The sequence below is a fragment of the Helicobacter sp. 13S00482-2 genome (genome assembly GCF_002272795.1).
GTDB lineage: Bacteria > Campylobacterota > Campylobacteria > Campylobacterales > Helicobacteraceae > Helicobacter_J.
Window position 1 is genome coordinate 188,620 of the sequence record NZ_MLAT01000001.1, and the last position, 23,381, is coordinate 212,000.

Genomic DNA, 23,381 nt, shown 5'->3' on the forward strand with positions numbered 1-23,381 from the left:
CAAAAAAATCTTACAGTTTTTGTTGAATTTTGATCTAAAAATATATAGTATTTAAAAACACACTAATTTTGAAGGGAATCGCTCATGAAAAACGATAATACATTTGCACGGGATCTAAAAACTCGTCACTTGATTATGATTGCTTTTGGTGGAGCAATGGGAACAGGATTATTTGTAGGTACAGGAGAGAGTTTGCATACTGCTGGTCCATTAGGAACCATCATAGCTTATTGCGTGGCTTCTGTAATTGTTTATAGCATTATGCTTTCTCTAGGAGAACTCAGCTCTTATTTTCCCAATACTGGTAGTTTTGGAGATTATGCTCATCGCTTCATATCTCCATCAGCGGGATATATGGTTTTTTGGCTCTATTGGCTGAATTGGACAACAACTGTAGGGATAGAATTCATTGCTGTAGGATTTTTGATGCAAAAGTGGTTTCCCAACGTAGATACTTACATTTGGGTGATTGTATGCATCATTGGAGTTTTTTCTTTTAATGTCTATAGGGTAAAAATCTTTGCTGAAAGCGAATTCACTCTCTCGCTCATCAAGGTCATTGCAGTTGTTTTATTTTTGATATTTGGATTTGGAATGTTGTTTTATCATTTATACCAAGATGGCTTTGCCAAAACATTTTCAAACTTTTATTTTCACACTCAAGATTATAGTGGATTTTTTCCAAATGGTATCACTGCGGTGTTTATGACAATTTTAGCGGTGAATTTTGCCTTCACAGGCACAGAAGTTATGGGCGTGGCTGTAGGGGAAACAGAAAACCCAGCAAAAGCGGTTCCGATGGCCATCAATGCAACCTTATGGCGTTTGATTGTATTTTTTGTTGGATCAGTTTTTATTATCGCCACATTTCTACCTATGAGCGATGCAACTATCACCCAAAGTCCTTTTGTAAATGTTTTGCAAATTTTTAACGTGCCTTATGTAGGTGATGTGATGAATTTCATCCTTATCTCAGCATTACTTTCCACGGCTAATTCTGGAGTTTATGCTTCTGCTAGAATGATTTGGGGGTTGGCTGAGAAAAAAATGTTGCCAGGCTTCTTTTGTGTAGTGAATAAAAATGGTATCCCTATCAATGGACTTCTTTTCTCTATGCTTGTATCGCTTTTAGCTTTGCTTACGGCAGTTTCTCCAGCAAAAAGCGTGATCAATAATCTCATTGCTGTGAGTTCTTTGGCAATGATGTTAGTTTGGCTAAGTGTGAGCATTTCTCAATATAAATTCAGAAAATGGTATCTTGGACAAGGTAAAAAACTTGATGATTTACCCTACAAAACACCCCTCACTCCAGGTATTCAGATATTTGGAGTTATCGGATGTGTGGTATCAATCATAGGTGCATATTTTGACAAAGAACAACGCATTGCCATCTATGGGACTATTATTTTTTGTGTGGTAGCTTTCATTGCATACCACCTAACCAAACATATTTGGAGAAAAGATGAAAAATTTACGTCAAATTGAATTTGGAGATATTTTATCTAGTGCCCTAGATATGAATGCTTCAGATATTCACATAATGGGAAATGGGGAGGTATTTTTCAGAGTTAGCACACAAATCACTCCCTCAGACATAAAATTAGAAAATAACGAGCTTCTCTTAGAGGAATTTCTTACTCCTATAGAAATAGAGTCTATCAAAACTGGCGAAGAAAAAGATATGAGTGTGTGTTATGAAGGCAAAAGATTGCGGGTGAATTTTTATCTCGCAAATGGTTTGCCTTCAATGAGTTTTCGTGTTCTATGTGAAAAAATTCCTGATATTGATGCACTTTTGCTCCCACCTATTCTCAAAAGTATTTTTAGTAAAACTAGCGGACTTGTATTAGTAAGTGGCAGTACTGGTAGTGGGAAATCGACCACCATCGCTTCAGCACTTGAATATGTAAATGAGCATTTTGCTAGACACATCATATGCATAGAAGATCCTATTGAATATATTCATAGCAACAAAAAGAGTTTTTTTTCTCATCGCGAGATAAAAAAAGATACGCAAAGCTTTGCTTCTGCCATCAAATCAGCTCTTCGTCAAGATCCAGATGTAATTTTTATCGGAGAGCTAAGAGATAGGGAGTCTATCAAAACAGCTCTTTTAGCTAGTCAATTAGGACATTTGGTTGTAGCGACCACTCATTCTTCAGATAGCACCAACACTCTCTCAAGAATTATCAATAACTTTGAAGATTCACGTTCTGAAATTGCACTTGAACTAGCCACTAGCTTAGAAGCCATCATTTCTCAAGAGCTAATCAAACTTGAGAATGGAAAACTTCAAGCAATCTGTGAAATTCTTATCGCCACACCTGCTATAAAAACACTTATTAGGGATCAAAAATTCCATCAAATCCCTTCTCAAATAGCAATGGGAAGAGAATTTGGAATGATTAATTTTGAGCAGAGCAAGAAAAATTTGGGGTTATAACAAATGTCATTATCCTCTAATTTTCTCATAGGAAGTGTTTTATTAGCGATAGGAGATAATCTTTGTTTTTAGGGTTCTCATAATAAAATTCAGCACTTCCATTTCTAGCGTTTTTGCCATATGTGTCTATGAGTTTTTTAGCAGGATCTTTGAATTCAGTCACTCTAATGTCAAAGAACACTCGGATTTTATTTTCAACAAATCTAAATGTGTCTATAACCAACGAAGTTTTTTTATTTGTGTTCAGATGAATATAATTTTTACAAGATTGATACTCACATTTTAGAATGTATGGTTTTGATATCTTCGTAGATTTCCTTTAATCTAGGATTTTCAGATCTTCTAAGACATTTTCCCTTTATTTTGAGGTTTTAAGTATAAACTTTAAAGGATTTGTATCTACCGCCTCAACCATATCCTTCATTTTATAACGAACTACCTCAAAGGTTCTTTTCTGTAAATTTTCGATTTTAGAGGGAATTTGTTCTCTGGGATATTTCTTCTCTATTTTCTCCCATATTTCTTTGGCAGTAAGTGGATGCGAACTTGAAGATAGAGCCTCCATAATGGCTTTTTTGAAAAAATCAACTACCTTTACTTTCATTTTTTCATTTAGAGTATCTATTTTATCTAACTTATTAGATATTTTTGCATCACTGCTTTTATAAAAAAGCTCATTAAATGCTTGTTTTAGGTATTTCTTACATTCTGCCTTCAAGTTTTGAGTTACTTGTTTTTGTTTGATTTCTTCTGCAAAAATCTTTATAAAACCTTCACTCGGTTTGTCTATCTCTTTTTTTAACTTATTTAATATTTTTTTATATTTTATGCATTCTTTTGCCCATTCTACTATAGCGTTTGGATTTATTTTGTCATAAGAAAAATTTTCAAGATTTTTTAAATCTTCACAATCATGACTCTTTAAGTCAAAAACAAAAAATGGTTCTTCATCTAATATGTTAGATCTATTTATATCAGAGAAAAATCGATACTCAACTCCATTACTTAGCATAACAAAAAGCTTATGTTTCGGGTCTGGATTAAGTTTATTTCTAAAATAACTGCTAAGCTGTTTATAAAAACCTCCCAAAGAACTCTCAAACGGTTTGGCTTCCAAGATTAAAACTAGGCTGCCATTTTTATAGAGGGAATAATCCACTTTTTCTCCGCCTTTTCCTTGAAAACCTGCATTATCTTCAACAACACATATATTAGGGTTTGTTGTATCATAGCCCAATGCGTCTAACATCTTATCTATCAAAGATTTTCTAGTCTGTGCTTCATTCCCTCGCATGGGTTTTGTAAAATCTTCATCTTGAACTTTTTTTGCCAACTCTTCTATCAGGGTGTTGTTCATTTTGATTTCCTTTTTTTGATATGTTTTCTGAGTAAAATATTTAAGAATCTATTGTTTTGGTTTATTCTCATATTTTTGAAAATATTCTTCTGACTTTACTGTTGCTTTTTCTCTAAGCTCAATTATTTCTTTAGTTACGTCTCTATACTTGGGTACTGTTTTTGAAGAACCGTTAATAGTAGAATATGTATATACCCCATCATAAATGTAATATTGAGGTGGCAAAATATCTCCTTCTGCGTATTCGCTAGAGCTTTTTTTTTCAACAAAAATGAGTTGACAAAAACTTTGGTTCGACAGTGAATCACAAAGAACATAAGGGAATTGAGCCAAAAATCCTTCTCCAGGAATAATTTGAAATATTCTTACCTGTGAATCAAGTTTAATTACAACCTGTCTATCACGTTCTAACTTGGTAGTGATATCAGGCGGTGATGTAAAAATCTTAGGTAATTTAAAAAAAACAAGATACGAATCAAGATAATATTGAAAAACAGCTTGTTTTGCTGAATGGATTTGCTCTGAAACATAGAGATACATTTTATCGATGACTGCCTTAAATTCTTGTGCCTGTTTTGGACTATAGTTATTAGTATAATATCTCACACCTGCCAAACATTCATTTAAGTCTTTCTCGCATTTTTTCAAAGAAGGAGCACTATAAAGAAAATAGAAAAACCCGAATCCCAATATCAAAACAAGTCTCATTGTCTATCCTTAAAAATTATAATTCAAACCAAAAATTAAATTATCTGCTCGTCCTCGCAGACCCCCGCTAGTAAAGCCTTCAGAACTAAAATAATTATAATTTGGAGAAATAAATTTACGTCTATACCTTATGTCCATATAAATATGCCTAAAAACTCGATAACCAACTCCAATATCAAAAGCAAAAGAATTATTGCTAAAGGCAATATCACTATCAAGTTTCAATGATTGATATTTAGGCTCAAATACAGCTGGAAAAGCTTTAAAATTAGCTGATAAATTGATATGGTTTTTTTGATACACATAATAAAATCCAACAAAAGCAAAAATACCGTATCCAGACCAGCCAATATCGCTGCCCAATGAAAACACTTGGGTTTTATCAAACCCAAAACCTAAGCCAAATGAAGGTGCTACATACAAATTAAAATCCTCTATTCCTACTTCTGATTCTTCTACTTTTTTATCTATATCTACTATATCTATGGCAAGACTAAAAATATAGCCTAATTTGATACTTAATACTTGTTGAAATTGTGGTGTATTTCCTGGATTACTGACTAACCACTTTCCCTTATACATAGCATCACCACTAAAACGACTGCTTAGTTTTTCATACCAATACTGTACCCCAACAAAAAATCCCCTTAGTCCTCTATCGTTTAATACTGCTTTATGATAAATATCGGTTTTCCATTTTTCAGCAATAAAGTCAGATTCATTCTTGTATAGACTCACAGATCTAAATTCATCGTATGTTTTTTTGAGATCAAAACCAAAAGTAGGAAAACTGTCAGCAAAGACAAAACTACAAAAAATAAGGTAAATAAAAATATTTTTCATTATTTATCCATGTAAGATAAATGCCCAAAATCACACCCACTCAATAAAAATATTCCAAAAATAATTACTAAAATTCTCATTAAGAATCCTTTATTTCTGTTTTTTTATGGTGCAATTTTCTCCTGTTGGAGATATAGTGTAAGATACTTTTTTGCAAATCACAGATATAGCTTCGCCTTTTTTTAACTTTGATAGAGCTTTTATTTCAGAATTCTTCACAAACATGGTTGCTGAAAAGAACCTATGATTTATGTCTAAACTGACATATGGCTCACCCATAGTCTTTCCAACAGATGTGATAATTCCTGTTATTTCTATCAACTTCCCACTCAATTTTTCACTAGCAGCAAGTTCATTTTCACTAAACATTTCCTGGAGCTCATCGGGGGTTGTTTTGAAGATTTTAGAATGTTGGGGCTGTGCTATCAAAAAACCTGATAGTCCCAAAAATAAAAATACACTCGCAACATAAACTCTCATTTTCTTGTCCTTTTTTCGATTTCTCGTATCATATTGTCGTGCTCTTTTTTCATTTGATACTCAATGTCTTTGCGGATACTTTTCTCGCTGTCACTTATCATTCGCACGATTTTATCTAGCTTTCTGTCTAGTTCCATTTTTCTCAATGCTGTCTGTATTTCTTTGTTAATCATTCCTGTGATTTCTCTTTCTGTTTCTCTATCCATTTTTTACTCCTCAAAATTTTAATCCAATTATTCTAGGTAATATTTCCTTAATTTTATCTTTAAATAGGTAAATATTACTTAATTTTGTTTAAAAAAATTTTCAAGTAGATTTTATGAAAAATTACTTGAGGATAAAGATGAAATTCACTCAACAAGATATAGCTAGAATCATCGGCGTAGATACAAAAACTTTGCGAAATTGGCGAAGGGATAAGCCCGAACTTTATAGACGCGTGATGCTAAGTTTCAGGTATGAAGAAATCCTCCTTGCCCTCAAAAATCAATATGAAGAATTCAAAAAAATAGGGGATAATCTTCACTGAATTAAAAAATCCATCTCAAGTCCAATGATACAAACACAAGATAAAATAATTAAACTCTTTATCACTCTAAATGACGTTAATAGATTTTAAGCCACATAAATATACAATTCCAAAAAGGATATTTATGAAAGTAACACTCAAACACTATACCCCCCTAGAGGTCTGTTCAATGGCTATTAGAACGTGTTGGCAAAGTTTTGACAAATCCGATAATGGGGGCGAAAAAGATCTTTCCCTCATTGATCGTGTAGGGAATAAAAACAAGCACTCTAGTACTCTAGAACACCTGTATTACAACTTCTATATACAGGGAATCAGTCGGGCTTGTTTGCAAGAACTCGCTCGTCATCGAATAGCAAGTTATAGTGTAAAATCATCTCGTTATACACTCAAAGAAATCAAAGAAGAAGCCTCTTTTATTCCCATCAATGAAGAAAATCTAAAAAGAGCTCAAAAATACATCGTTTTCACACCAAATGAAAACGTTAATATCGCCTCCATAAAAGCTCTAGAAAATCTTCGAGAACTTTTATTGCAACCTGTAGGAAACGATCTAGCCAAATATGCAATGCCCGAATCATACAAAACCGAACTTCACTGGAGTATCAATGCTAGAAGTCTGCAAAATTTCCTAGAGCTCCGCACAAGCAGGGCTGCTCTTTGGGAAATTCAAAAACTTGCCCATAGCATCTATGATGCACTTCCTAGTGAGCATAAGTTTATTTTTGAAGAGAAAATAACACAACCTTATGAAAAGAATCTATAAAGACTATGCAAACACTAACCATAGTTGATACCTTCGGGTTCTTTTTTCGTAGTTTTTATGCCCTTCCTCCGCTAAAAAACGCACAAGGCTTTCCTACTGGTCTTTTGCTAGGCTTTGCTAATTTGATAATGAATTTGCACAAAGAGGGCTTATCAGATTATATTGTTTTTGCCCTAGAAGGACGTGGATTAAATAAACGCAAAGAAATCTATCCAGAATATAAAGGGACTCGGGTGCAAACCCCCGAGGATCTACTGATGCAACTTCCTATTGCAATTGAATGGATAAAAAAAATGGAATTATTGAATCTAGGCTTTGATGGATATGAAGCTGATGATACCATAGCTTCACTTAGTCATATCGCTCAGAAAAAAAATCTTCAAGTTCGTATCATTAGCCATGATAAAGATCTCTATCAACTCATCAACGAAGATATCTATCTTTATAATCCGATGACAAGAAAAGACATAATGGAAAAAGATTGTCTGGCAAAATATGGCGTATATCCTCATCAATTCATTGATTATCAAAGTTTGGTAGGTGATAGTAGCGATAATGTTCCTGGTATCAAAGGAATTGGAGCAAAAACCGCTGAGAAACTCATAACAGAATTTCATAGTCTTGATAATATGTATGCAAATGTGGATAAAATCCAAGAAGTTGTCAGTCCAAGAATCGCAAACCTCATTAAAGAAAATAAAGAGATGGCCTATTTGAGTAAAAAGCTCGTCACTTTAAAAAAAGATCTCATTGATGAATTTGATTTTCAAACATGCAGAATGCCTCAACAAAACCCTCTGATAAAAGTTGTAGATGAACTTGAAAGCTATGAATTTATCAAACTCGTGCAACGCCTAAAAGGGATGCCGATGACTCAACCTGCCAAAGCCTTTATAGCAAAATCAAAGGGGATTGGTGGATTAAATGCTTCCTCACAATCTGCTTTTTCTTATATCCCACATTTACTCAATGATGAGAATGAATTATTTAAAATCTTAGATTCTATCCCTATAGATCAGGAAATTTCTTATGACTGTGAAACAGATTCTGTTGATGTTCAGAATGCAAAAATGGTGGGTTTTAGCTTTTGTTTTGATGGAAAAAATGGCTATTATGTGCCTATAGCTCACAACTATCTAGGAGTTGAAGCACAAGTATCCAAAGAGAGTGCAAAAAAAGCAATACAACAAATATTTTCTCACCCCATGATAGGTCACAATATCAAATTTGACCTTCTTGTTGCTGAAAATAACTTTGGCCTAAAACCTCAAAACTCCATCAAGGATTCAATGATTTTAGCGTGGCTTTTTGATAGTGTGATGAGTGTGGGACTAGATAGTCAGATGGAAAGATGGTTTTCTCACACGATGATAGCTTTTGAAGATGTTGTTACTAAGGGTGCAAATTTCTCAAGTGTTACTCTAGAAGATGCTTCAAAATATGCCGCTGAAGATGCGGTTGCTAGTATGTGCCTGTATCATAAAATTATCTTTGAATTGCGTGCTAAAGAGCTTGATTATCTTATAAAAATCGCTCAAGATTTAGAGTTTCCTCTCATCAGGGTTCTGGCAGATATGGAAAACAATGGAATCAAAGTTAATGTGAAATGGTTTGAAGAACTTCGATCAGAACTATCCAACAAGCTTTCAATCATTCAGAGCAATATTCATAAACATATTGGTTTTGATTTCAATCTAAATTCTCCCAAACAACTCGCTGAAGTGCTATTTGGAAAGCTCAAACTCAAGGGCACTAGACAAATAAAAGGTGGCTATAGCACAGATGAGCGAACTTTAGAAGCTCTATTGAACGATCATCCTGTTATTGCTGAAATTATGGAATATCGAGAAATTTTCAAACTCAAAAACACCTACATAGAACCATTGCTAAAACTCAATAATGATGAACATAAAATTCACACATCTTTTTTGCAAACAGGCACTGCTACAGGAAGATTGAGTTCAAAATCTCCAAATCTTCAAAATATACCCGTACGAACTGACGCAGGAAGACAAATCAGGGAAGGATTTATCATTAGTGATGAAAAAAACACTCTCTTGAGTGTGGATTATTCACAAATCGAACTTCGACTACTTGCACATTTTTGTATGGACAAAGACCTCGTCGAAGCATTTATCAACAACAAAGACATTCACACAGAAACCGCTATTCGCATATTTGGAAAACAAGAGGCTTCCTCCAAACGCTCTGTTGCAAAATCAATCAACTTCGGACTTATCTATGGAATGGGATCAAAAAAACTAGCTCAAACACTCAAAATATCTCCAAAAGAGGCCAAAAAATATATTGATAGTTATTTTGAGTCATTTCCAACTGTAAAAAATTTCCTAAAATATCAAGAAGATCAAATCTTTACAAATGGTTATGCTCAAACCTTATTAGGACATCGAAGATATTTTGATTTTACAAATGCAACAGAATTAATCAAAGCAAACTACTTGCGTGAAGGTATCAATTCGATTTTTCAAGGAAGTGCAGCAGATCTAATTAAGTTAGCAATGCTTAAAATCTATAGAAAATTTAAAAATACACCTGTGAAAATGCTCATTCAAGTCCATGATGAGTTGATTTTTGAACTACCTTTAGAGATTGCAGAAGAAACTTCTAAAGAAATTGAAACCATAATGAACAATATTTATACGCTCAATGTTCCTTTAAAATGTGGTATCAATCTAGGCAAGAACTGGGCAGAACTAAAATAGCTTAATTATAAAAAAGCACCAAGCCAAAATTTGCTTTGACTTGGATGTTAGTTGTGTGGGTTTTTTGTATCTTAAAGCAGAAGAAGTCTTTTAATTGACTTCTTTTAAGAGTGCTTTTGTCTCTTTTTTGTTGAGTATTTTTGCGATCTCATCAGCAATACTTTCGCTCTTTTGTGCACCTTCTTTTGTTTTAAATGGTCCTATAAGTATCTTTTTGACTTCAATAGTTCTTTGATTTTTTGTCTTTGGATCTATAAACTTTTCATTTTCTATAGAAATGACATAAGGATATTTTGAAAGTAAGGTCATTTGTTCTTTAGAGAGATTTCCATTTTTTGCCATAGTATAGACATCAAAATAATAGCCCTCTTTGATTGTGTTGGCCATAGTTTCTTGAGTAGAAGCATGAGATTGATTGTTTTGAGCAAACATTGTTTTCTTACCAAATGCATATCTTCCTCCAACAGAGACAAGATAGTTTTGATTATAATATGTCCCTCCAAAAGAGGTCTCTACATCTGCATAGACCTTCCATCTATCAGAGAGGATAGAATTCACGCCTACAGAAACCAAAGCCATTTGATTGGACTGTATATTTAGATCTGCAGTAGAGAAGTTTGATTTGAAATTGATATTTCCTCCTCCTACGATATCAGTTACATAAGAAAGTCCTACTCTAAAATCAGTTTGATTATGTGCAGTATTAAGACTATAGCCTAAAACTCCTCCTACTCTTCCTCTAAAAGCAAGAATATTATCAATAGCTGCATCTAAAAACGCATTCCCATTGATTTGATCAAATCCACCATTACCAACATATCCAAATATAAACTCAGCACTAGGCTCTAGATAAAGTCTGTGTCTAGAGGTTTGGGTTTCTTTGAGATTGAAATAAAAACGATAGCCCAACTCTTCGCCTAAAGAAGCAGTCGAAGAATTGAAAGATGTGTCTTTATTTTCGTTATTTTGCACACTCAAATCATTGCTAATAAAGGAGTATTTCAAAATCATATCATTATAAAATCCAGTATTACCTACATAAGAGTAATAAGCTCCAAGCTCAATGAGATTGGCTTTTCCATCAAAAGTTTGACCACCCAATTTATTATAACCATATGAAAGGGCAAGTCCCAAATAAGTTTTGCCATCCAAGCTAGAATTAGGGATAGAGAAGTCATAACCTGCTTGAACATTAGTAGAATAGGTTTTAACCTCTTGACCTCTATTGCTAGTAGTCATTCCATTAAAAATTCTTCCCCATACCCCTTGAGCATTTGTATTATCTCTGAGTTCTCCTAATCTTTTGTTGAGATCATTAATATTAGCCAAAAAGATGCTGTAGTTACTTGTGATGGCCGCTTGAGTTAGATTTTGCGAAGTCTGTGTAATTTGGGCTCGTGCAGAACCAATATAATAGTTTGTCCAAGTATCACCCCCAGCTGAAGCACTTGCATCATCTCCAAGATTTGAATTCTGTATTTTTTTATCAAAGGTTGTGGTGATTAAATCATATCCCTGAAGGACAGTAGATTGACTATTGAATGCCAAACCAGCTGTTTTATTGCCATCTGAATCAGTCGCATCATTTTTAATCGAAGCAACCAAGATATTTTTATCACTTAAATCTCCAAGCACTGGGCTTAAAGAATTCTGATACGCTTGAATATAATCAACTTGATTTCCTTTAGAAGCACTGTTAATGATGAGGTGATCACCTTTCCTTTTTTGATCATCACTAGCATTAGAAAAAGGATTATAAGAAAGCCTAAACACCGCATTATTTAAATCTTTGACCTCTCCTATATTCAGAGTAGCAAAAGAAGTTTTTAGATTGCTTGAAGCAGAAGGAATTCCTCCTGTGGCCAAATCAATGATAGTGTTTTCTTGATACAGAGAATCCCCTGTCAAACCTTTGTCATTCAGAATAAAAGATTCTTTTGAGCCATCTGCAAGTGGAGCAGAGGAAAGTAGTCCTATATTAGAACCATCTTCAAGAATAAGTTTTGAGCCTTGTGAGAGGTGGATATGAATATTTTTATCTGTGATATTAAGCTTACCAATAAATACAGCATCATCTTTAAAAATAGCCTCATAAGTTGTAGCCGTTGATACACCAGTTGCAGGAACCAAAGAAGATACCTCTCCTACCATTACTCCATAGATATTAGCAGTGTAAATATCAGAACTGCTGACCTTATCTATTTTAAAAGTTGTGCTATTAATAGGAAAAATATCCCGATAGTTTTTCAAAATTTCGTCTGCTTTAGCTGAATCTAAATTCAAATAGATACCACTTTGATAAGTCAAACCATTGACTTTGACTTGTTTTTTAGAAGCATCAGTTGAATTAGGATCAAAGACATTAATATCACCAAAATCAGTGCTATCTCCTCCTGAGAAAGCCACATCGCTACCATCAGCATTCTTAGAAATACTATCAGCAAAAACAATATTGGTTTCACCCTTTAAGTAATTAAACTGAGCGACACCCTTCACGCTACCTGATAATGCAATATTATTGACTGCATTTTGACCATTAGTAGTGACAACAAAAAGAGGGCCATCACCTCCATAAAGAAGTTTATTGGTAAAATCATTGGCTTGAAGTTTTGAAATAAAAGCATCAGAAAAAGATAAAGTGACATTGGCTGTTCCACCTGTAGTATTAACATTCCCTCCTAAATACAAAGAATCATGAAAATCAACGTTATTTTGACCTTCAGTGGTAAGAATATTTCCAGCATAAGAAGAGATATTAGACTGTGAAAGATAAGACAAAATTTCTTGTGGAGTCAAACTAGAAATTGATGAGTTAGAATCTGGATCACTAGGAGCATTAGATGAATCTGTAGGTTCATTATCAACTGCAGAAGAGACAACTGTTGTAGGCTCATCCTCAGGAGCATTCGGGGCTGTTTTTGCTAAATCTGCAAGTTTTTGTTTCAACATTTCGTTTGATTTAGTGAAATCAATGCTGCCATCTCCACTTAGAGCAGAAGAAAAAGAAACACTAGAAGTAGCTGTTTTAGATGTGACTCCTATAGTACTTAAGACTAAAGAACCTGATTTTAAATTTACAGTTGAATTACCATCTGAGACATTCAAAGCACCCAAAGTGGATTGATTGATAAGATTTAATGTAGATTGACCTCCACTCACATTCAAAGCACCTACATTAGAGGTGTCAGAAAAAGAAAGATTACTTGTTCCACTCAAACTCAAGCTTTTAGCAACACTATTATGATAATCAATATTCAATGTTCCAGCAAAGGTAACATCTCCAAGTATATTAATAGGAGAACTAGCATCCGCATCTTGGTTTAAAGAAGTATCGGTTTTTTGATTACTCAAACTCAAACTAGAAGAAGTTGCACCATTGTTTAAATTTCCAATATCAGAATGGCTCAAATCTCCAGTGATAACTCCAGAAAAATCAATATTTACAATACTAGAATCTTTTACGCCTGTGAATTTCAAAGTAGAATTTACATTAGCATTGCTGATGGTGTTGCTTTTGATGATGGTGCCTGTATCAAAATTAGCCCAGATAATGGAATCGCCAGTGATATCTCCTGAAAATGCAGAATTGCCAGTAAAGTTCACAGTCACTGCATTTTCTTGCCCATTTTTTTTCTTCCTCAAATTGATGTTACCATTCATACTAGAATTATCAAAGCTGAAGGTATTATAAGTGGCATTATTTCCAGTGTCATCTGCAATAATGTCCCCATTAAGAATTGATTTATTTGTAAAATACAGTCCCTTGTCTTTTGAAACACTGTTGATAAAAGTTGAATCACCCCAAGTAATATTTCCATTCACAGTAGTGCTATCAAATGTGGCATCAAGAGTCCCCCATCTATTCTCAATAGCTGAACCTTTGTTGCCTACCGATCCTATGGTGGTACCTACTGCAGAAAATTTTAGATTTGCTCCATTATATAATCTCAAGTGGTTTAAAGAGCTATTTTTCAAAGCCAGATCGCTTGATATTTTATTGCTAGAATTCAACGCAATATTACCGATAGTGGTATTGCCAATACTGCCAGTAATCTTTCCAGAAAAATTGATATTACCAATAGTGTGATCACTAGCCTGGCCACTTGTAGCCACCGAGGCAAAAGTTAGCGTAGAAGAAGCATTATTGTTAGTGATATTTCCTATTGAAGCATCCGTTAAGGTGCTAGCAAAAATCCCATCTCCACTCACGTTACCATTCATGCTAGAGGCATTGAGATTAAGAGTAACTTTTGAAGCATTAGCCCCAACTTGAATACTTCCTGTCCATTCAGAATCTTTCAAGTTAATCACGCTTGAAGGGTGAATATTATTAGAGCCTCCTGTTCCATCAGTCGTGAGATTCATATATATTTTTGAACCCCCTGTAGCCTTAAGGCTAAAATTATCATTGGTGTTTGTATAAGATGTAATGGAATTATCTTTCCTGCCCTGCAAGGTAGAGTTATCAAGTGTTAAATTAATGGTATCTGTGAAGCCACCATTTGTACCTGTTAAGTTGGTATTAAGCTTAGAACCATTAGTAGCAGTGATAGAAAGAGTTCCATAATTGCCTGTTGCATTGATATTCCCATCTAAAGAAGAATTATTAAAACTAACACTCGTTGTTAGTGCGTTGCGATATGCATCAGTTTTTGAGATGATGTTCCCTATCATCTTGGCACCATTAGAAAAATTAACGTTCATGCTCTGATAGCTATTATTAATGTTACCCTTCATAGCAAATCCCTTTGAGGAATTCCCAGAAAAACTTACGGTTGAACCAGTTGTTACCCTTCCAGTGTCATCAGTTCTTTTATTGACAATGCTCCCCTCCAAAGAAGAGTTCGTAAAGGTTACATTAGTGGTAGCCTGATAAGTCCAAGGCTGAGTAGTGATGATATCTCCTTTCATATTTGCATCGTTTTTAAAGACTCCCTTAAAGGTTTGATTGGCCACAGTTATATTTCCCACATAAGCATAACCCTTCACAGAGTTATCGCTATTTCCCTGATAACTTCCATCAAAGCTAAAGCTAGAAACACTATTAAATCCTCCATTCCTAGCCATTGTAAAATTTCCCTTATAAGCAGAGTTTTTGAAGTTAAAGGTAGTTTTAGAGCCATTATCAACAGTAAAATTACTCGCAGTTAGAATGCTAGAATTTGCAGTGACACTAAAATACCTGTCTGGATTATTCAATGCACCACTAGAGAGTTGTAGTTTTAAAGTCTTCACATCTGGAGTGCTATCTAGAGTATCACCAAATGATACGCTAACCCCACCATAACCAGTGCCCGATATACAAGCGGTGCTAGAAGTTGTAGAACAACTCGTAGTTGCTGCTTTTACAACAGAGAAAGGGGTTAATAATAAAGGGGCTAAAACAAAGGAAAATGATAAAAGAGATACTTTTGAAAGTGGGGAAGAGGAGCTTTTTATAACAATGGGGGGGGGGGCTACCACGGACTTTTGTACAGATTTTTGTACATTAGAACGCACGAATGTAAGGCTCTTGAACATCTTTTTCATAGGGACTTCCTTATATTGTTGTTATGTAATGTTGTATCTTTTAAACGTTGTCATTTTTCAAGGTGGTATTATAATCAAAATATTTGTGAAAATGGTAAATAAAAAGAATCTTTATAAAAAATATCCAAAATAAATCCATAATCCTCAGGAGGTGGGAAATATTTATTATTTAATTCTTATATTTTTTTAATATCTATAATTTTAATAATTAATATCATTAAATAATCCCTCAAAATAATCCCAAGAAAAACTCTGTTATGGCCTGTATTTGGAAATAAAATAATGAAGCGACCATTTATGAAAAACCCCTCTTACGTTATTTAGACTTTGTGGTTTTATCTTTTTCAATAGCTCATTTTGCCAAGATTTGACCTTAAAAGATGTGATTTCTGCAATATCCATATCTCCAAAATAAGGCAAAATGTCTCTTTGCAAAATCTGAATATATATTTTATGCGTTATTGCTCTCCTACCATTTTCTCCAGCTTTTAAACTCTCAAATGCAAAATCCCTAAAAAGATTTTTGGGACTATCTTTTAAATCTTCACCCTTTTTTATGTGAGACTCTTTTGGCATTATTGTATCGTTCAACTTCAAGAACTTATGCCAATTTGCCTCCACATACTCTAAATTTGGGGGCGTTGCATCTAACTTCGTAGAAATCCTATATCTTCTCCCATGTAATAGCACGTGGATATAGATGATTCCATTCCTTATTTTTGCGTATTTGTATCGCTTCATTATTGTGTAATCCTCGCTTTCGCTATGGACATATGTGCGACCCTGAAATTCTAGCATTATTCTTCCTCCTGCGTGATGTAGTGTTGAAATTTTTTAGTGATGATTCCCTTTAGATATTCTTGTTTAACATCATGATAGGCATCAAAACAGATACTGTTCTCAATAAAATCTGTGATAAATTGCATATCTCCATACTCCAAAGGTTTTTTGTTTTGGTATCTAATAAACTCCTCTTCAAGGGTTGCTTGTATCTGTTTCTCAATATAAATCTTGTAATACGGATAGATATATTGCATAGAAAAAAATCCATTTTTAACTTTATTGATATTTAAAACATCATTCATCAGAGCAACATATAGCTCAGTAAGAATATGGGGTGAAAAGAGTTCTATCATTCCTCTTAATCTCTCGGTCATAATCGGAGTTATGGAGTTTGGTTGAGATAAAATATCTTCCATAAATTTATTTTTATCAATATTTAGCATTTTTATTACTCTCCTTTGAATTTTAGAAAATATCTACCCATAGCATCTCTATCTGTAGTGATTTCTTTGCCATCTACAAGAGGAATATTTTTCCCTGCTATCACATCTAATAAGCCTAGATTGTGTTTTCTGAGTTCATTTAAAATATGCTCTGAATCTTTTATCCCTAGTTTTGTATTTTTTTTCAAGGTGTTTAGTGTTTGTGGTTCATACACGCTATCCCAACCCCTGATGATGGATTCTTCTAATAGCTTTTCTCTTTTGCTCTCCTCAAAACCCTCTAGTTTTTTAAGTAGCATTTTTGCACCACCCACACTCCAGTTTTTCTTTGACTTTTCAAAGCGATGATTCACAAATGCCTCCCACATTTCTCGCCCCACATTTTTTGGTAAATTCATATTGAGAATTTGGATTTTTATTTCTTGGTTTTTTGAAATGCGATTAGAATGAGGAGTTTTTGAATTGAATTCTTTTGCATTTTGAAGTTCATTTTCAATAGTCTGCCTAAATATATTATTCGTATTGTTATTAATAATAATATTATTATTAAGGGGTGCATTTTTTACCCATTGGGTAAATTTTGCACCTTCGGTTATTTCACCGAAGGGTTGTTTTTTGCACCTTCGGTTAGCAAAAGGATATTCGTTGATTAGTCAAATTCTTATCAAATTTGGCACGAAGCAAAGTTTTATTTTAAAATAAAACTTCATTGCAGGGTTTTAAACTCTAAATAAGGAGAGTTCAGGCATTAAATGATGATATTTTATCTTAAGCCTAAAAACCATTTTTATGTAGCCAAGATAGCATGTCATCTAGGACTTCAAGTCTATTAGGTTCATTGAAGACTTCATGGCGAGAATTAGCATATAGTCTTAGTTCCACATCTTCATAGCCTTGTGATTTTATGTGTTGATAAGATTTTTTTACACCCTCACCATAATCTCCACAAATATCCTCTTCCCCACTTAGGAATAATATTGGCAAATACCTTTTTTTAGGCATATGCGGATAAGTGGAAAAAACTTTTTTCATTCCCTCAAAAAGATTTGCGAAACTACCTAGCGTGAAACGAAACTGACATTTTGGATCTTCATAACGTAATTTTACAATTTCCTCATTACTACAAGTCCAATGATTTTTAAAGCGATCTTTATGAGGGTTTTTGGATTTGAACTTGGATTTAAAGGAAAACAAGTCGCTCATTTTAGGGCTACCTTTTACGCCTAATCTCTCAAGCATTCTAAAAAGAACCACACCAAATCCCAAAAGTTTATTTGGGGAAGGAGTACCTGTGAGAATCAGTGCATTGATCTTGTCTTCATGAAGTTGAAGAAATCTCCTAGATAATAAAGAACCCATTGAATGTCCAAATAATACAAAGCTATGAAGGGGGTATCTCTCTTTGATGAGAAGATTAAAAGTAAGCATATCATCTACGGCTCTCTCAAAACCATCCTTGCCCATTTCTCCCCAAAATACACTTCCTCCAACACTATCACCATGTCCTCTATGATCATTGATAAAAACGCTATAACCTTTCTCTGCTAAAGAAGTGCAAAGCCATTGGTATCTGCTTTTATGTTCAATCATTCCATGTGCAATCTGTATCACCACACCATTACTTATCTCAGGTATATATTCATCGTAATAAATATTACCAAAATCACTTTTAAAGCTAGAATTTTTAATTATTTTCATTTTATTTCCAAAATTTGATAGACTATAATGCAATTATGAATTGCCCTCTTGAGGAAAGGATTATACTATGAAAATCATCACTTTTAGAACAACAAAAAACTCTCCTTATCAAATTGGACTAGTAGATCTAAGCGGAGAAAGAGTCATTTCTTTGAAATCACTAGGACTAGGCATCAAATCAATGCAAGAATTTATCATGTGCTGGGGGGCTGAACTAGAACATAGACTTCAAAATACCCTAAATTCTAGAAGTGGCGAAATAGCACTCAAGGATATTATTCTCGCTGCTCCCATTCCTTGCCCTGCTCAAGAAATAATTTGTTTAGGGATAAACTATCTTGATCACGCACAAGAATCTGCGAAATTCAAAAAAGAAGTATTTGAAGGAAAAACAAAAGAGGCTGTGTATTTTGGAAAAAGGGTGAATGAAGCCACTCCTGATGGGGGGATCATACCTTCGCATAAAGACATCACTGAAAAATTAGACTACGAAGTTGAATTAGGAGTTATCATAGGTAAAGATGCGTGGAAAGTAAAGAGGGAAAATGCATTTGAGTGTGTTTTTGGCTATACCATCATCAATGATATTAGTGCAAGAGATGTACAGATGAAACACAAACAATGGTATTTTGGTAAAAGCCTAGAAGGTTGTACTCCTATGGGGCCTTGCATTGTCACTAAAGATGAATTTTCCATCCCGCCAATAATGAAGATTTCTAGCTATGTCAATAATGAATTGCGTCAAAAAAGCTCTACAGATTTGCTTATTTTTGGTATTGATTATGTTATTGAAGAATTATCAAAAGGAATGGTTCTGAAAGCAGGAAGCATTATCTCAATGGGAACACCTTCTGGGGTGGGTATGGGATTTGAGCCACCAAAATTCCTAAAGTCTGGAGATATTATAGAATGCCATATTGAAGGAATCGGGAGTTTGAAAAATACCATCGGGAATTGATGAGACTTTCTTTGGCTTTATTTATTGCTAATTGAGTTTTTTCAGTTTTTATGACTAAAAATATTTTAAATTTGCTAGGCATAATATTTAGAATATCCTCATTTGCATCGTGCAAGAAAATCCTCATCTTGTTGCATATTTTTTATAAGAATTTTTTACCCTTTTGTTTCTGAATCCTTGAGACTTCAGCAAACAATATTGCCACAGCTTGGAATAACGTTCTAGGGATAGGTTCATCAATATCAACCTCCTTATAAAGTTCTCTGGCTAATTTTGGATTTTCGATGATTTCTATCTCATGCTCCCTGGCGATTCCTTTGATTCGAATAGCTAAATGATCAGTACCCTTTGCAACCACCACAGGAGCAGGATCAGATGGGCCAAATCGTAGAGCGATGGCATAGTGCGTGGGGTTAGTAACCACAACATTCGCACTTGGAATAGCACTCATCATCTTGCTCATTGAATTTTTTAGCATCATTTGACGAATCTTCGCACGAATTTCGGGATTTCCTTCTTGTTGCTTGTATTCATCTTTGACCTCTTGTTTGCTCATACGCAAGGACTTGGTGTATTGTCTTTTTTTGATAATAAAATCTACTAATGCCATCACAAAAAAAAGTATCAAAAGCGAGATAATCAATACTAGTGCCTTGTTACGAAACCAAATCATCTGATCAAAAACATTAAAAAGTGCGATGTGTTCAAGTTCTCCTAAAAAAGATGAAAAAATCAAAAATCCCACCAAAAAAGCGATGAAAACCTTCAGAGTGATCATCGCACCATCTAAGAGTTTTTTGATAGAAAAGAGATTTTTAGCCCCAGATATAGGATTGATTTTGCTGAGTTTTGGAGAGATAGCCTTTGTGCTTAACAAAAAGCCAAACTGACCAATATTACCAAGTGCTCCTGCTATCATTAAAGCAAGGAATATAGGTAAAATCATCATTAAAATATTCCCTAGCAAAGATAAAATAAAATTAAAAATATTTTCTTGTGTGAAGTCCATGCTCATCCATTGTAATGCCTGGATATAGATGGCTTCAAAACTTTTAAGCCAAAAAGGAAATATCACAAATATCCCCAATAGTCCTACCAAAAGTCCCATAAAACCCACAATCTCAGGACTTTTTGCGACATTACCCTCTTCCCTAGCTTTCTGAATTTTATGCGAGGATGGTGCTTCGGTCTTTTCTTGTTCTTCAGGCATCTTCATCCTTCAGATTTTTGATAGCATTTTGATAATCTAAAGGAGTGTTAAGATTATAAAATTCCTCTTCATCATTCAAACTAATCGCAAGAGTCTGGAGTTTATCAATTAAGTTTCCTATCTTGTATTCACGCCCATTGAGTGCAGTTTGCAACTCTTCAAGAGTACTTTTATTCCAAAGCGATATCAGATAATGAGAACGTCCTTTTAAAGAAGGATAAATAACATCATAACTACCCTCAATGGAACAAATCCTATGTATGGTTTCATTTTTCACAAATGGGGTATCCACGCTCAAAAAAAATATTTTTGAAGCCTTTAGTGCCAAAAAAGCATTTCTGATGCCAACAAGAGGAGAAAAGATTTCGTCTTTTTCAATCAGGGTATTTTTTTCAAACTCTGGCAAAATGCCTTTTTTACAAGATATAAAAACATTTTGGAAAATTTTACACATTTTTTGATACTCATAAGAGATCAGATTGAGCTTACCAAAAGGAAGGAGAGCTTTATTTTCTCCCATTCTTGAACTTTTTCCACCTGCTAAGATTACGCAAGGAATGTTTTGAATGAGGAACATTTCACTCCTTTTTAGAATAGATTTAATAAGTTTATTGTATAGTTTAGGAGTTTAAAATCTCATTTATATTTTGCTAAGCGTTATATATTTTTTTATAGTTAGGTAAAAATGCTAATAGATGGCTTTGGAAGAACAATTGATTATATTCGAGTATCAGTAACAAAACAATGCAATTTTAGATGTCAATACTGTATGCCTGATACCCCGATGGATTTTTTTGAAGATGAAAACTACATTCCATTAGAGGGGATGATAGCATTTCTAAAAATTGCTATTGATGAGGGTATCAAAAAAATCCGCATCACAGGTGGAGAGCCACTCTTAAGAAGAGATCTCAGCAAACTTATTGCCTCCATTCACGCGTATGCCCCTGAAATAGATATCGCCATTACAAGTAATGCTTTCTTGTTAAAAAAATACGCATTAGAACTCAAAGAAGCTGGACTTAAAAGAATCAATATCTCTTTAGATTCACTCAAGGCTGATAGGATTATCAAAATATCTAAAAAAGATGCCCTAAAATCAATATTAGAAGGCATAGATGAAGCTCAAAAGGTGGGTTTAAAAATCAAGCTCAATATGGTGCCTATCAAAGGCATCAACGATGATGAGATTATTAAAATGCTTGAGTTTGCTAGAAGTAAAAATATCTTGTTGCGTTATATTGAATTTATGGAGAACACTCATGCAAAAAATGAACTAAAAGGGTTAAAAGAAGCAGATATTTTGAGAATTATTTCTGAAAAATACTCACCAAAACTCCTTGAAAAAGAAAATTTTGGACCAGCGAAAATCTATGAAATAACTAATGGTTATGCTTTTGGTATCATCGCTCCGCACAATGATGATTTTTGTAAAACTTGTAATCGTATTCGATTGACTTCTGAAGGGACGATATGTCCGTGTCTTTATTACCAAGAATCCGTAGATGCTAGACCTGCTATTACCTCTAATAATCCTAAAGAAATGAAAGCAGCACTACTTAAGTCCATAAAAAATAAACCCGAAAAAAATCTCTGGAATGAAGAAATAGCAACAAATGAAATATCTGCGAGGGCATTTTATTATACAGGTGGATAAATTTTGTTTGAATATTTTGTGATACAATCAAAAGTAAGCAATTTTTGATTGTAAAAAAGGAATCATAATGGATGTTTTAGACAGAGTCATAAGAGGGGATAATCTGAACGCAACTGAGCTATCAAAACTTTATGAATACGACATCTTTACACTTGGTAAAGCTGCTGATAGTATCCGTAAAAAGAAATATGATAACAAGGTTTTTTTCAATATGAACCGCCATATCAATCCTAGCAATATCTGTGCAGATGTCTGTAAATTTTGTGCATTTTCAGCGGGGAGAAAAAATCCCAATATGTATGAAATGAGCATTGATGAAATAGTCTCTCAAACCATCTCATCATACAACAGAGGAGCAAAAGAAGTCCATGTGGTGAGTGCTCATAATCCAAACTATACCTATAATTGGTTTTTAGAACTCTTTGGTGAAATCAAAAAAGCTATTCCACAAATCCATCTCAAAGCAATGACAGCTGCTGAAGTGGATTATCTAGAAAGAAAATCAGGGATTAGCTATCAAAAAATCCTCGAAGATATGGCAAAAGCTGGAGTTGATTCTATGCCAGGTGGGGGTGCGGAGATATTTGATGAGAAGGTGAGAAAACACATCTGCAATGGAAAAGTGAGTTCCAAAAGATGGATAGAAATTCACAAACATTGGCATTCTTTGGGGAAAATGAGCAATTGCACAATGTTGTTTGGACATATAGAAAATCGTGAGAATAGAATCGATCATATGTTGCGTATCAAAAACGCTCAGCAAGATACCAATATTGTAGAGGCCAGAAATGGTGGTTTCAACGCATTTATTCCATTGCTATATCAAGCCAAAAATAATTACTTAAAAGTTGATGAATTTCCTAGTGGTCAAGAAATTTTAAAAACCATCAGTATTTCACGACTTGTTCTTGATAATGTTCCTCACATCAAGGCCTATTGGGCAACATTAAGCATGAATCTAGCTCTTGTAGCCCAAGAATTTGGTGCAGATGACATGGATGGCACAATCGAAGCAGAAGCAATCCAATCTGCTGGAGGTGCTAAAAGCAAGAGTGGGATGGGTAAAGATGACATGATTTCACAAATAAAAAATGCTGGGTTTAAGGCCATCGAAAGAGATAGTCTGTACAATGAACTCAAGGAGTGGTGATTGTATTGCAATAAAATTTTTAAGAGTTCTATCTATAAATTTTAAAAATACTTAGAGAAGCTAAAAAATCAACGAGTATGTGAATCTTAAGCCATTTTATGTAT

At 34.1% G+C, this 23,381-nt stretch carries 20 protein-coding genes; 8 read left to right on the forward strand and 12 right to left on the reverse strand.

Going from position 1 to position 23,381, the window contains the following annotated elements:
- Nucleotides 1-84 precede the first annotated feature (84 nt).
- Nucleotides 85-1,485: an amino acid permease gene (locus BKH42_RS00855; protein ID WP_095293804.1), complete on the forward strand. Its 1,401-nt coding sequence runs from the start codon at nucleotides 85-87 to the stop codon at nucleotides 1,483-1,485.
- The gene (locus tag BKH42_RS00860; RefSeq protein ID WP_095293807.1) at nucleotides 1,463-2,443 is read left to right on the forward strand and encodes a PilT/PilU family type 4a pilus ATPase; all 981 of its coding nucleotides are present in this window, start codon (nucleotides 1,463-1,465) and stop codon (nucleotides 2,441-2,443) included. The genes BKH42_RS00855 and BKH42_RS00860 overlap by 23 nt, the downstream gene beginning before the upstream one ends.
- A 358-nt stretch (nucleotides 2,444-2,801) precedes the next feature.
- Here BKH42_RS00860 and BKH42_RS00865 read toward each other — a convergent pair whose 3' ends face one another.
- The 5 genes from BKH42_RS00865 to BKH42_RS00885 form a co-directional block, all read right to left on the reverse strand.
- Entirely contained in the window at nucleotides 2,802-3,800 is a 999-nt protein-coding gene (locus BKH42_RS00865; RefSeq protein WP_095293809.1) for a type I restriction endonuclease, read from the reverse strand.
- Between the two features lie 48 nt (nucleotides 3,801-3,848).
- Nucleotides 3,849-4,508: a hypothetical protein gene (locus BKH42_RS00870; protein WP_095293811.1), complete on the reverse strand. Its 660-nt coding sequence runs from the start codon at nucleotides 4,506-4,508 to the stop codon at nucleotides 3,849-3,851.
- Nucleotides 4,509-4,517: 9 nt separating this feature from the next.
- Nucleotides 4,518-5,351: a hypothetical protein gene (locus BKH42_RS00875; RefSeq protein WP_095293813.1), complete on the reverse strand. Its 834-nt coding sequence runs from the start codon at nucleotides 5,349-5,351 to the stop codon at nucleotides 4,518-4,520.
- A 90-nt stretch (nucleotides 5,352-5,441) separates the two neighbouring features.
- Entirely contained in the window at nucleotides 5,442-5,831 is a 390-nt protein-coding gene (locus BKH42_RS00880; protein WP_095293815.1) for a hypothetical protein, read from the reverse strand.
- On the reverse strand, nucleotides 5,828-6,037 hold the full coding sequence (locus tag BKH42_RS00885; RefSeq protein WP_095293817.1) for a hypothetical protein: 210 nt from the start codon (nucleotides 6,035-6,037) through the stop codon (nucleotides 5,828-5,830). Before BKH42_RS00885 ends, BKH42_RS00880 begins: the two co-directional genes overlap by 4 nt.
- A gap of 137 nt (nucleotides 6,038-6,174) precedes the next feature.
- Here BKH42_RS00885 and BKH42_RS00890 point away from each other — a divergent pair, with 137 nt between their 5' ends.
- The 3 genes from BKH42_RS00890 (at nucleotide 6,175) to polA (ending at nucleotide 9,849) form a co-directional block, all read left to right on the forward strand.
- Nucleotides 6,175-6,360 carry a hypothetical protein gene (locus BKH42_RS00890; RefSeq protein WP_095293819.1) on the forward strand — a complete coding sequence of 62 codons (186 nt, stop codon included), beginning with the start codon at nucleotides 6,175-6,177 and terminating at the stop codon, nucleotides 6,358-6,360.
- A gap of 124 nt (nucleotides 6,361-6,484) precedes the next feature.
- Complete coding sequence (gene thyX / locus BKH42_RS00895) at nucleotides 6,485-7,126, forward strand: FAD-dependent thymidylate synthase (protein WP_095293821.1); 642 nt, start codon at nucleotides 6,485-6,487, stop codon at nucleotides 7,124-7,126.
- 5 nt (nucleotides 7,127-7,131) lie between these two features.
- Nucleotides 7,132-9,849 carry a DNA polymerase I gene (polA, locus tag BKH42_RS00900; RefSeq protein WP_095293823.1) on the forward strand — a complete coding sequence of 906 codons (2,718 nt, stop codon included), beginning with the start codon at nucleotides 7,132-7,134 and terminating at the stop codon, nucleotides 9,847-9,849.
- Nucleotides 9,850-9,939: 90 nt separating this feature from the next.
- Here the strand turns inward: polA and BKH42_RS00905 are convergent, their stop codons facing one another.
- From BKH42_RS00905 to BKH42_RS00925, 5 genes are all read right to left on the reverse strand, one after another.
- The gene (locus BKH42_RS00905; RefSeq protein WP_095293825.1) at nucleotides 9,940-15,378 is read right to left on the reverse strand and encodes an autotransporter outer membrane beta-barrel domain-containing protein; all 5,439 of its coding nucleotides are present in this window, start codon (nucleotides 15,376-15,378) and stop codon (nucleotides 9,940-9,942) included.
- 255 nt (nucleotides 15,379-15,633) lie between these two features.
- Nucleotides 15,634-16,176 (reverse strand): hypothetical protein, encoded by a 543-nt coding sequence (locus tag BKH42_RS09840; RefSeq protein WP_095293827.1) that lies wholly within the window; start codon nucleotides 16,174-16,176, stop codon nucleotides 15,634-15,636.
- On the reverse strand, nucleotides 16,176-16,604 hold the full coding sequence (locus tag BKH42_RS00915; protein ID WP_095293829.1) for a hypothetical protein: 429 nt from the start codon (nucleotides 16,602-16,604) through the stop codon (nucleotides 16,176-16,178). Before BKH42_RS00915 ends, BKH42_RS09840 begins: the two co-directional genes overlap by 1 nt.
- A gap of 5 nt (nucleotides 16,605-16,609) precedes the next feature.
- Nucleotides 16,610-16,972, reverse strand: coding sequence for a hypothetical protein (locus BKH42_RS00920; protein WP_095293831.1), 363 nt, complete (start codon nucleotides 16,970-16,972; stop codon nucleotides 16,610-16,612).
- 406 nt (nucleotides 16,973-17,378) lie between these two features.
- On the reverse strand, nucleotides 17,379-18,302 hold the full coding sequence (locus tag BKH42_RS00925) for an alpha/beta fold hydrolase (RefSeq protein WP_095293833.1): 924 nt from the start codon (nucleotides 18,300-18,302) through the stop codon (nucleotides 17,379-17,381).
- A 67-nt stretch (nucleotides 18,303-18,369) separates the two neighbouring features.
- Between BKH42_RS00925 and BKH42_RS00930 the strand changes: the two genes are divergently transcribed.
- Nucleotides 18,370-19,260, forward strand: coding sequence for a fumarylacetoacetate hydrolase family protein (locus BKH42_RS00930; protein WP_095293835.1), 891 nt, complete (start codon nucleotides 18,370-18,372; stop codon nucleotides 19,258-19,260).
- A gap of 142 nt (nucleotides 19,261-19,402) precedes the next feature.
- On the opposite strand, the gene flhB is transcribed toward BKH42_RS00930, so the two are convergent.
- Nucleotides 19,403-20,470, reverse strand: coding sequence for a flagellar biosynthesis protein FlhB (gene flhB / locus BKH42_RS00935; protein ID WP_095293837.1), 1,068 nt, complete (start codon nucleotides 20,468-20,470; stop codon nucleotides 19,403-19,405).
- Entirely contained in the window at nucleotides 20,463-21,047 is a 585-nt protein-coding gene (mobA, locus tag BKH42_RS00940; RefSeq protein WP_095293839.1) for a molybdenum cofactor guanylyltransferase MobA, read from the reverse strand. Before mobA ends, flhB begins: the two co-directional genes overlap by 8 nt.
- Before the next feature lie 108 nt (nucleotides 21,048-21,155).
- Here mobA and moaA point away from each other — a divergent pair, with 108 nt between their 5' ends.
- Together moaA and mqnE are read left to right on the forward strand one after the other, a co-directional pair.
- Complete coding sequence (moaA, locus tag BKH42_RS00945; RefSeq protein WP_095293841.1) at nucleotides 21,156-22,127, forward strand: GTP 3',8-cyclase MoaA; 972 nt, start codon at nucleotides 21,156-21,158, stop codon at nucleotides 22,125-22,127.
- A 67-nt stretch (nucleotides 22,128-22,194) separates the two neighbouring features.
- The gene (gene mqnE / locus BKH42_RS00950) at nucleotides 22,195-23,277 is read left to right on the forward strand and encodes an aminofutalosine synthase MqnE (protein ID WP_095293843.1); all 1,083 of its coding nucleotides are present in this window, start codon (nucleotides 22,195-22,197) and stop codon (nucleotides 23,275-23,277) included.
- Nucleotides 23,278-23,381 lie beyond the last annotated feature (104 nt).

Coding starts and splice junctions, on each gene's coding strand:
- BKH42_RS00855 (WP_095293804.1), top strand. CDS start 85: ATGAAAAACGATAATACATTTGCACGGGATCTAAAAACTCGTCACTTG.
- BKH42_RS00860 (WP_095293807.1), top strand. CDS start 1,463: ATGAAAAATTTACGTCAAATTGAATTTGGAGATATTTTATCTAGTGCC.
- BKH42_RS00865 (WP_095293809.1), bottom strand. CDS start 3,800: ATGAACAACACCCTGATAGAAGAGTTGGCAAAAAAAGTTCAAGATGAA.
- BKH42_RS00870 (WP_095293811.1), bottom strand. CDS start 4,508: ATGAGACTTGTTTTGATATTGGGATTCGGGTTTTTCTATTTTCTTTAT.
- BKH42_RS00875 (WP_095293813.1), bottom strand. CDS start 5,351: ATGAAAAATATTTTTATTTACCTTATTTTTTGTAGTTTTGTCTTTGCT.
- BKH42_RS00880 (WP_095293815.1), bottom strand. CDS start 5,831: ATGAGAGTTTATGTTGCGAGTGTATTTTTATTTTTGGGACTATCAGGT.
- BKH42_RS00885 (WP_095293817.1), bottom strand. CDS start 6,037: ATGGATAGAGAAACAGAAAGAGAAATCACAGGAATGATTAACAAAGAA.
- BKH42_RS00890 (WP_095293819.1), top strand. CDS start 6,175: ATGAAATTCACTCAACAAGATATAGCTAGAATCATCGGCGTAGATACA.
- thyX (WP_095293821.1), top strand. CDS start 6,485: ATGAAAGTAACACTCAAACACTATACCCCCCTAGAGGTCTGTTCAATG.
- polA (WP_095293823.1), top strand. CDS start 7,132: ATGCAAACACTAACCATAGTTGATACCTTCGGGTTCTTTTTTCGTAGT.
- BKH42_RS00905 (WP_095293825.1), bottom strand. CDS start 15,378: ATGAAAAAGATGTTCAAGAGCCTTACATTCGTGCGTTCTAATGTACAA.
- BKH42_RS09840 (WP_095293827.1), bottom strand. CDS start 16,176: ATGCTAGAATTTCAGGGTCGCACATATGTCCATAGCGAAAGCGAGGAT.
- BKH42_RS00915 (WP_095293829.1), bottom strand. CDS start 16,604: ATGCTAAATATTGATAAAAATAAATTTATGGAAGATATTTTATCTCAA.
- BKH42_RS00920 (WP_095293831.1), bottom strand. CDS start 16,972: ATGTGGGAGGCATTTGTGAATCATCGCTTTGAAAAGTCAAAGAAAAAC.
- BKH42_RS00925 (WP_095293833.1), bottom strand. CDS start 18,302: ATGAAAATAATTAAAAATTCTAGCTTTAAAAGTGATTTTGGTAATATT.
- BKH42_RS00930 (WP_095293835.1), top strand. CDS start 18,370: ATGAAAATCATCACTTTTAGAACAACAAAAAACTCTCCTTATCAAATT.
- flhB (WP_095293837.1), bottom strand. CDS start 20,470: ATGCCTGAAGAACAAGAAAAGACCGAAGCACCATCCTCGCATAAAATT.
- mobA (WP_095293839.1), bottom strand. CDS start 21,047: ATGTTCCTCATTCAAAACATTCCTTGCGTAATCTTAGCAGGTGGAAAA.
- moaA (WP_095293841.1), top strand. CDS start 21,156: ATGCTAATAGATGGCTTTGGAAGAACAATTGATTATATTCGAGTATCA.
- mqnE (WP_095293843.1), top strand. CDS start 22,195: ATGGATGTTTTAGACAGAGTCATAAGAGGGGATAATCTGAACGCAACT.